This window comes from Iodobacter sp., assembly GCF_025352645.1.
In the GTDB taxonomy this organism is placed as follows: Bacteria; Pseudomonadota; Gammaproteobacteria; order Burkholderiales; family Chitinibacteraceae; genus Iodobacter.
Genome location: NZ_JANXSO010000151.1, coordinates 22,068 through 30,279, shown reverse-complemented (window position 1 = coordinate 30,279; position 8,212 = coordinate 22,068). Strand labels below are relative to the sequence as shown.

Here is an 8,212-nt window from a genome sequence, read left to right as displayed (position 1 = left end):
CACTCCTCAGTTGCATAACTAATTCTTACTACAACACTTATTGCTAAGTGGTGGGTGATGACGGGGTCGAACCGCCGACATTCTGCGTGTAAGGCAGACGCTCTACCAACTGAGCTAATCACCCATCTATAAAACATTTAAGCACGCTTAAGAGATCAAACGTACAAGGAGACAACTCTAGCAACTGAGCTACATCACCCGCTTACAACAACAAATCTTTAGCTACCGAATAGCGGCCCTGCTTACTGAGCTGCTTACCCTGTCTCGAAAGAGGTGCGCATTAGATCATGCCCTAAAAAACGTGTCAACACCTTTTGATTGAAATATCTATGCGGTAGTCAGTTAGAGGGCTTTACGGTATAAATGAGCTTCCCATTTGTGCAAAGTACCTTGTCTTCGTGAAAGCTTTCAGACTGTCTCATCTCACTATTCTTATAGCAAAAGTACAGCCAGTCTTACTTTGCGTATTGTTATGGCTATTGGCTGGACTATTTTGGCGTGTTTTTGAGCCGAGTCCTCAGGCTTTACGCTTGATTCTTCCTTTAGAAATATCTGCTCAGCGCGCACAAGATTTTTCTGCGGCACAAGATTGGTTTGGTAGTGATACTAGCCAAGCCACTACCGTTTCAACGCTGCAAGCAAAGCTTTTAGCGGTGATTGCGGGGCAAAAAGGTTATGGGGCGGCGATTTTTACTGGGCTGGAGGCCAGCGCCGTGGCGGCGCAAGTTGGGCAAACTCTGCAAGGTAATATCAAACTGATTGAAATTGCTGCCGACCATGTGGTGTTAGATGATAACGGTCGCCGTCAAACCTTGATGTTGGAAGGCCACAACAGCGTGCCTGTGCTAGCTAGCGGCGCTTTACTCCCTGCCACCCCTTCAAATAATGCACCTGCTGCAGCGGCGGCTCAAGCAACGCTTTCGCGTGGCCAATTAGCGGGAGCGATGCAGGGGGCTAATGTGGCGGATTGGGCCAAAGGCCTATCTACTTACCGTGAAGGCGGTATCCAAATTGATAATATTGCGACTCAGCCTTTTTCTAGGTTGTTGCAATTACAAAACGGCGATGTGATTAAAACGATTAATGGCCAAGCTCTGGCTCAAGTCGCCGATATTTCTTTGATTTACACTGTTTTTAGTCAGCAGCCCCAAGTGTTGCTCGTTGTGCTTCGCAACGGCAGCTCGGTCAATTTGCAATATCTTATTCAGCCTTGAGTTGTTAAATCCCATGATTCTGCGCCCCTTCCTACTAGCCTGCCTTTTAGCATCCCAGTTAACCATTGCTGCCGATGATAAAGTCACGCTTAATTTTGTTAATGCTGATATCGAATCCACCATCAAAGCAATTGGTTTGATTTCAGGTAAAAACTTTGTCATTGATCCGCGGGTAAAAGGCACTTTGAATATTGTGTCTAGCCAAGCGGTCAGCAAAGAAATGGTTTTTCCGATTTTATTATCGGCTTTACGCCAGCAAGGTTTTACTGCGGTGGAGTCGAGCGGCGTGGTGAAAGTGCTGCCCGAGGCCGATGCCAAGCAGCATTACAGCAGCACCGGTAATCGCGGCATGAAGTTATCAGGTGACAGCATGGTGACGCAGGTTTACCCGATGAAGTATGAATCGGCGGTGCAAATGGTACCGATTCTGCGCCCGCTGATTAGCCCGAATAATACAATTGCGGCCTATCCAGGTAGCAATACGCTGGTAATTACGGATTATGCGGACAATATCCGCCGCCTAAATCAGATTATTGAGCGAATTGATCAGCCTGCCAGCTCAGATATTTTTTCCGTTTCGCTCAAATATGCTTCGGCGGTGGATGTGGCACAAAACTTGGCGCGCTTAATGCCAGAAATTATGGTACAGGGCGTTAACCAAAGTATGCCTGCGGCCGAAGGTGTAAAGCGCAGTATTGTGGTGCCGGATTTGCGCAGCAATAGCTTGATGGTGCGCAGTGAAAATTTAACCCATGCACAGCAAATTAAAAAGCTGGCCGCAACCATGGATAACCAAGGCTCATCAGGTGGCAATATCCATGTGGTGTATTTAAAAAATGCCGAAGCCGCCAAGCTTGCCAATACCCTAAAGGGTATTATGACTGGGCAAGATTCTGGCTCAACTGCGGCCGCACCTGCAAGCAGCATGAGTGCCAGCCCTGCTGGGGGCATGCCAGCCAGTGCGCCCGCAGCACCCACATCCGCCGCAGCAAATGTACAAATTGGCGGCGTAAATGTGATGATTCAGGCCGACAATATGACCAACTCCTTGGTGATTACCGCGCCGGATAATATCTATAACAATCTGCGTTCTGTGATTGATAAGCTGGATGTGCGGCGTGCTCAGGTGTATGTCGAGGCGATGATTGCGGAGGTGAATGTATCGAAGGCGGGGGCGTTTGGGGTGCAGTGGCTGCTGGCTGGGGGCAACGAAAACGTTTCTGCCGTGGGCGCTGCCTCATTAAATGGCTTGGGCTCTTTGCTTAAAGGCATTGCCACCAAAGATCCATCGGTGATTCCGGGCGGCTTAAGCTTGGGTATTCTCAATGGCAATCCTGTGAATGGCCGCACACCTACCTTGGGGGTGTTGGCCTCCGCACTGCAAGATAGTGGTGATGGCAATGTGCTCTCTACGCCAAATTTAATGACCTTGGATAATGAAGAAGCCAAGATCATGGTAGGGCAAAATATCCCGATCATTACTGGCTCGCAAGCATCTGCTAATGCCAATACCAATCCATTTGTATCGATTGAGCGTAAAGATGTAGGGATTAAATTACGCGTTCGCCCCCAAGTATCGGAAGGTGGCAGTATTACGTTAACGGTGTATCAGGAAGTCTCAAGCATCGATCCATCGGTGATTACCAATGGTGCGGGTTTAGCAACCAAAACGCGCTCGATTGATTCCAAAGTATTAGTCGATGATGGGCAGATTATTGTGCTGGGTGGGCTGATCGAAGATCGGGTAACGGTAAAGCGCAGCCAAGTACCTTTACTGGGCGATATTCCTTATCTGGGGGCTTTTTTCCGCTATGAGGATCGTTCATCACAGAAAGTAAATCTGATGGTGTTTCTACGCCCTGTGGTGCTAAGAGATGCCGATGCAACACGCGCGCTCTCATCTGATCGCTATCAGTATTTACGTGCTGAGCAAAATCACTTTGAGCGTCCAGCGAGCTTTGTCTTGCCAGAAATGCCTGCGGTGGCCTTGCCCGAAGTGATTGATGCGCGCAAAGCAACGCCGCTTACCCCATCCGATCCGGCAGTTAAACCATGAGTCGTTTAGTGCCGTATCACTTTGCCCGCGATCGCGGCGTGGTGGATGTTTTGCATGAGGCCGATTCGGTTTCGGTACTGTTTCGTAAAGGCGGGGATTTTTCTGCCTTAAACGAATTACGCCGTGTTGCCGCTAGGCCATTAAATATCTCGGTGGTTGACGCTGCCGAGTTTGAAGCGCAGCTATCGCAATTATTTGGCCAAGGCAGCGGCGCGGCCATGGTGGTGGACGATCTGGAAGAAAATCTAGATTTATCCCGCCTTGCGCAAGACTTGCCCGAAATTGAAGATTTGCTCGAAACCGAAGATGATGCGCCGATTATTCGGCTGATTAACGCGCTCCTTACCGAAGCCCTGCGTGAAAACGCATCGGATGTGCATATCGAGCCATTTGAAACGCGCTCGGTGGTGCGGTTTCGTATCGATGGCCGCCTAGCCGATGTGATCGAGCCTAAGCGTGCCTTGCATGCCGCGCTAGTATCGCGGATTAAGGTGATGGCGGGCCTCGATATCGCCGAAAAACGCCTGCCACAAGATGGCCGGATTACCTTACGCATAGCGGGCCGCCCAGTGGATGTGCGGGTGTCTACCCTGCCTACTGGCCACGGCGAACGCGTGGTGCTGCGTTTATTGGATAAATCAGCAGGGCGCTTAAATCTTGCCAAGTTGGGGATGGCGGCAGATACGCTGGCTACTTTAGAAAAGCTGCTCGCTCAGCCCCACGGCATTATCTTGGTGACTGGGCCTACTGGCTCGGGGAAAACCACCACGCTGTATGCCGCGATGAGCGGTATGGATGCACAATCCAGCAATATCATGACGGTAGAAGACCCGATTGAGTACGATCTAGATGGCGTGGGGCAAACCCAAGTTAGCACGCGGATTGATATGACTTTTTCTCGTGCGCTGCGGGCCATTTTACGCCAAGACCCAGACGTGGTGATGATCGGCGAAATTCGTGATTTAGAAACCGCGCAAATTGCCGTGCAAGCATCGCTGACGGGCCACTTAGTGCTTGCCACCCTGCACACCAATGACGCGGCCAGTGCGGTGACGCGTTTGGTGGATATGGGGATCGAGCCATTCTTACTGGCATCGTCTTTATTAGGTGTGTTGGCCCAGCGGCTAGCCCGTCGCTTATGCCCAGCTTGCCGTCAGCTACATACAGCAGATGCTTTAACCACTGAGCAATTAGGCAGCGACAAGTCGATTTATCGTGCTGTAGGTTGCCCTGAATGTAAGCAGAGCGGCTATCGTGGCCGCAGTGGCTTGTATGAACTACTGGTGGTTGATGAAACGCTGCGTAGCATGATGCATGAGCGGGCTACCGAGCAGGCGATGAAGCTTTATGCCAGCAGCCAAGGCATGCTAAGCCTGCGTCAGTATGGTGTTCGCCGTGTTTTAGAGGGTGAAACAACGCTAGAAGAAGTCTTGCGTGTAACGCGGGATGTTTAAATAGCCCAAACGGGCGCATCCGATATCAATCGTGATGCGCCCATTAGCGGCTGCGGGGAAGGCAAGCCGAATCAATGATGTGTTGTTTAATGGCTTATTAAGCAAAAGTATCAATTTTATTGCGATACTCGCCTAGCGCCTCATTGGTTGCGTTGGCGCGCTGAATGCTGGCGAGGCCCACATCGGTGGCGGCATCTGCTTTTTTTGCCACGCGTGAGGCAATTTGTTCTAGCTGCTGAGTGGTTTGCGTTGATGTTTGTTTGAGCGCTTGATTTAGGCTAACAACGTAGGATTTTATCCCAGAAATATCCGACATGATCTCTCCTCCTTGGGGCATTCTCGAACTAAGATTGTGAATACGGCATAAAACAAGTTTAGCTGATATTCTTTCTTTTTCGAGCGCCATCCAACAGGATTTTCTCCATGAAAGCCGGCTTGAATGACCACAATAAACGCGATGCCTTGCGCATTCCCGTTAAGTGCAAAGTTAAAATAAGGCCTCTGGATTTTGGTCCTGCATATTACGGTAACTGCACTGATTTAAGCGTAACCGGATTAACGGTAGAGACCAACTATGTGCCACGGCCCGATGAAAAATTTGATCTGTTTGTGATGCCGCCATCAGATGGTGCTGGGCCAAGAGAGCCACTGGCTGTGCGGGTAAGGGTAGTGCGCTGCCACCAGATTGAGCAGGGCTCGGTTTACGAGCTGGGCTTGTCTATTTTAAAGGTGATTCGATGAAACTAGCTTTGATTACCTTACTGTTTTCTGCTTTTTCCGCCGCCAGCGAGGTAAAAGTGGATGCCCATAAAGACGCTGATTTAGTAAAAATTGATGCTGAATTCAGCGTGGCAGTAAGTAAAGAGCAGGCTTGGCAGGTGATGGTGGATTTTGAGCATATGCCGCAGTTTTTGCCGCAGCTGCAAAGCAGCCATATCCTGAGTAAAAATGGGGATCATCTGCGTGTGGCACAGGTAATCAGTGTGCCTTTAAGCTTATTTAATTATCACTATGAATCGATGCGCGATATCGATCTAAAGCCGCATAGCGAGATCAGGGCCGCGTCAGTGGGTGGTAGTGAAGTCTATAAGAGTATTGCACAGCTTAAAGTAAGCGCCGGTCAGACCGTGATAAGCTATCACGCAGAATGGCAGCCCGAATCGGGTTTGCTAGCTGGTTTTGCGCTGGATACCATGCGCAGCCAAATTCGTCAGCAGTTTATGGCGATGCAACAAGAAATGCTCAAAAGGCAGCAACAAGCCGCTGCCCCCTCTCCCCAAACTCATTAAAAAACAATCGATAATGAAACTTCTTGCCTTAAAAATTGATGTCGATACCTATCGCGGCACCCGCGAAGGCGTGCCCCGCTTAGTTGAACTACTGCAACGCATGGGAGCCGATGCCACCTTCTTATTTAGCCTAGGGCCCGATCACACCGGCCGCGCGATTAAACGCGTGTTCCGCCCCGGCTTTATGAAAAAAGTATCGCGCACCTCGGTGGTAGAGCATTACGGTATTCAAACGCTGCTCTATGGCACGCTCTTGCCAGGCCCAGATATTGGCCGCCGCTGTGCCGATATCCTGCGCAGCGTGGCCGCCGGTGGTTTTGAAGTCGGCATTCATACTTGGGATCACATCAAGTGGCAGGATTATGTGGCAGGTGAATCGGCTGCTTGGACGCGTGAGCAAATTGATCTGGCCGCTGATCGCTTTGCCGAAGTATTTGGTACGCCCGCTAAAACCCACGGCGCAGCGGGTTGGCAAATGAATCCGGAAGCTTATCGCCACCAGCAGCGCATGGCTTTAACTTATGCATCGGATACGCGCGGCACGCATCCATTTTGGCCGGTTGTGAAAGGTGAGCCAGTACGCTGTGTGCAACTGCCTACCACTCTGCCTACTTTGGATGAGCTGATCGGCGTAGGTGATTTAACGCCAGATAATGTGCACGAACACCTACTCAAACTCACCGCCGCCGAGCCAGAATTTGGCCACGTCTACACCCTGCACGCCGAGCTAGAAGGCATGAAGCTGCTACCGGCATTTGAGCGCCTGCTGCAAGGTTGGCAAGCACAGGGTTATAAGTTAGTTTCAACCCTCGAGCTTTTCAACGCATTAGATACCACCAGCCTGCCTTATCACAGCGTAGAAATGGGCGAACTGGAAGGGCGTAGCGGCACGCTAGCCCTGCAAGGGCCACGTTTCCCTGTTTGATGGGGGCGGGAGCATGTGGTAGATGGTAGGGGCACGGCATGTCGTGCCCTTTAGCTAAATCAAACTTCCCCTTGCACTGGAGCGCACTCCAGCTTTTATGCTGCATTTCCTATGACCTTATCTATTTCCAAAGTCTCAGAGCACTGCGGTTTAAGCATAGATACCCTGCGCTATTACGAAAAAATCGGTCTGATCGATACCGTGCCGCGTGGCTTAAATGGCCAGCGCCGTTATCGAGATGAGGATTTGGGCTGGATCGCATTTTTACTGCGGCTGCGCTCAACTGGCATGGGCATTGTGGATATGCAGCGCTACGCCAGCTTACGGCGGGCGGGGCATACACCGGATAGCTTAGTGCCAAGGCGTGAAATGCTGGAAGCACACGCCGCCGCCGTTGCGCTGCAAATTGCCAGCCTGCAGGAAAACTTACTGCTGCTACAGGGCAAAATTGAGATTTACCGGCAAATGGAAGCGTCATTCTCTTCAACTTAGGGGAATGCAATGCACTATGAACATCTATCTGGCTGGAAAAAACTAAAAGAAGTAGACGATCAAGCGGGGGAACGGGTGATGGCCAGCCTTGCGGATATTGCGCCTGATCTGGGGCGCTATATTATCGAATTTGCCTTTGGCGAAATCTATTCCCGTCCAGGGCTTTCTTTAGCACAAAGAGAGTTGGCTACCGTCGCCATGTTGTCTGCAATGGGCAATGCTGCACCGCAATTAAAAGTGCATTTAGAAGCCGCCTTAAATGTGGGGCTAAGCCGCGAAGAAATCATCGAAGTGCTGATCCAAACGGCGGTTTACGCGGGTTTTCCTGCTGCGCTGAATGCGGTGTTTGCGGCAAAAGAAGTCTTTGCCCAATATCATCCACCATCACGGCCACTGGCCCCTTTGGCCGTTGCCAAAGCCTTTATCGCTGGCCTTATGGCAGGCCAGCCGCCTTTAGATTATTTAAGCGAAGCCATCACTTGGCATATTCCGGGTGATCGCCATATCGTGCCTTGGGCAGGGCTGTGGCAGGGCCGCGCAGAGGTTGAGCAATGCCTGAAACAGATTGCTGCCGCTGGGCATGCCACGCAATTTGTGCTTGATCGTTGGTACGACGGCGAAAATGAAGCCCTCGCTCGCGGGCATTTTGCCTGGCAATACAAGAATGGCCATGCCTATCAGGGCACATTTATCATGCGCTTTGTGGTGCTGGATGGCCAAATTCAAAGCTATGAAATGTTTGAAGATAGCTTTGCGATTGCAAAGGCGTGGTTGGCTTAAAA

The 8,212-nt window shown here is 50.7% G+C and carries 9 protein-coding genes and 1 tRNA gene; 8 read left to right on the top strand and 2 right to left on the bottom strand.

Features of this window, described 5'->3' with window-relative positions; translation table 11 throughout:
- Positions 1-48 precede the first annotated feature (48 nt).
- Positions 49-124: transfer RNA gene (locus tag Q0R17_RS17220), tRNA-Val, on the bottom strand.
- 274 nt (positions 125-398) lie between these two features.
- Here Q0R17_RS17220 and Q0R17_RS17215 point away from each other — a divergent pair.
- The 3 genes from Q0R17_RS17215 to gspE are packed head-to-tail and all read left to right on the top strand — an operon-like array spanning position 399 to position 4,724.
- Positions 399-1,214, top strand: coding sequence for a type II secretion system protein N (locus tag Q0R17_RS17215; protein WP_293937204.1), 816 nt, complete (start codon positions 399-401; stop codon positions 1,212-1,214).
- Between the two features lie 13 nt (positions 1,215-1,227).
- On the top strand, positions 1,228-3,270 hold the full coding sequence (gspD, locus tag Q0R17_RS17210; protein WP_293937202.1) for a type II secretion system secretin GspD: 2,043 nt from the start codon (positions 1,228-1,230) through the stop codon (positions 3,268-3,270).
- Complete coding sequence (gene gspE / locus Q0R17_RS17205) at positions 3,267-4,724, top strand: type II secretion system ATPase GspE (protein ID WP_293937200.1); 1,458 nt, start codon at positions 3,267-3,269, stop codon at positions 4,722-4,724. Before gspD ends, gspE begins: the two co-directional genes overlap by 4 nt.
- 97 nt (positions 4,725-4,821) lie before the next feature.
- Here the strand turns inward: gspE and Q0R17_RS17200 are convergent, their stop codons facing one another.
- Positions 4,822-5,040, bottom strand: a complete 219-nt coding sequence (locus Q0R17_RS17200) for a hypothetical protein (RefSeq protein WP_293937197.1) — start codon at positions 5,038-5,040, stop codon at positions 4,822-4,824.
- Positions 5,041-5,147: 107 nt separating this feature from the next.
- Here Q0R17_RS17200 and Q0R17_RS17195 point away from each other — a divergent pair, with 107 nt between their 5' ends.
- The 5 genes from Q0R17_RS17195 to Q0R17_RS17175 all read left to right on the top strand — a co-directional run bounded on the left by Q0R17_RS17195 (position 5,148) and on the right by Q0R17_RS17175 (position 8,210).
- Positions 5,148-5,465 carry a PilZ domain-containing protein gene (locus Q0R17_RS17195; RefSeq protein ID WP_293937194.1) on the top strand — a complete coding sequence of 106 codons (318 nt, stop codon included), beginning with the start codon at positions 5,148-5,150 and terminating at the stop codon, positions 5,463-5,465.
- On the top strand, positions 5,462-6,013 hold the full coding sequence (locus tag Q0R17_RS17190) for an SRPBCC family protein (protein ID WP_293937192.1): 552 nt from the start codon (positions 5,462-5,464) through the stop codon (positions 6,011-6,013). Before Q0R17_RS17195 ends, Q0R17_RS17190 begins: the two co-directional genes overlap by 4 nt.
- A gap of 13 nt (positions 6,014-6,026) precedes the next feature.
- Positions 6,027-6,938, top strand: coding sequence for a polysaccharide deacetylase family protein (locus Q0R17_RS17185; protein ID WP_293937189.1), 912 nt, complete (start codon positions 6,027-6,029; stop codon positions 6,936-6,938).
- Positions 6,939-7,049: 111 nt separating this feature from the next.
- Positions 7,050-7,430, top strand: a complete 381-nt coding sequence (locus tag Q0R17_RS17180; RefSeq protein ID WP_293937186.1) for a MerR family transcriptional regulator — start codon at positions 7,050-7,052, stop codon at positions 7,428-7,430.
- A gap of 9 nt (positions 7,431-7,439) precedes the next feature.
- Positions 7,440-8,210 (top strand): carboxymuconolactone decarboxylase family protein, encoded by a 771-nt coding sequence (locus Q0R17_RS17175; protein ID WP_293937185.1) that lies wholly within the window; start codon positions 7,440-7,442, stop codon positions 8,208-8,210.
- Positions 8,211-8,212 lie beyond the last annotated feature (2 nt).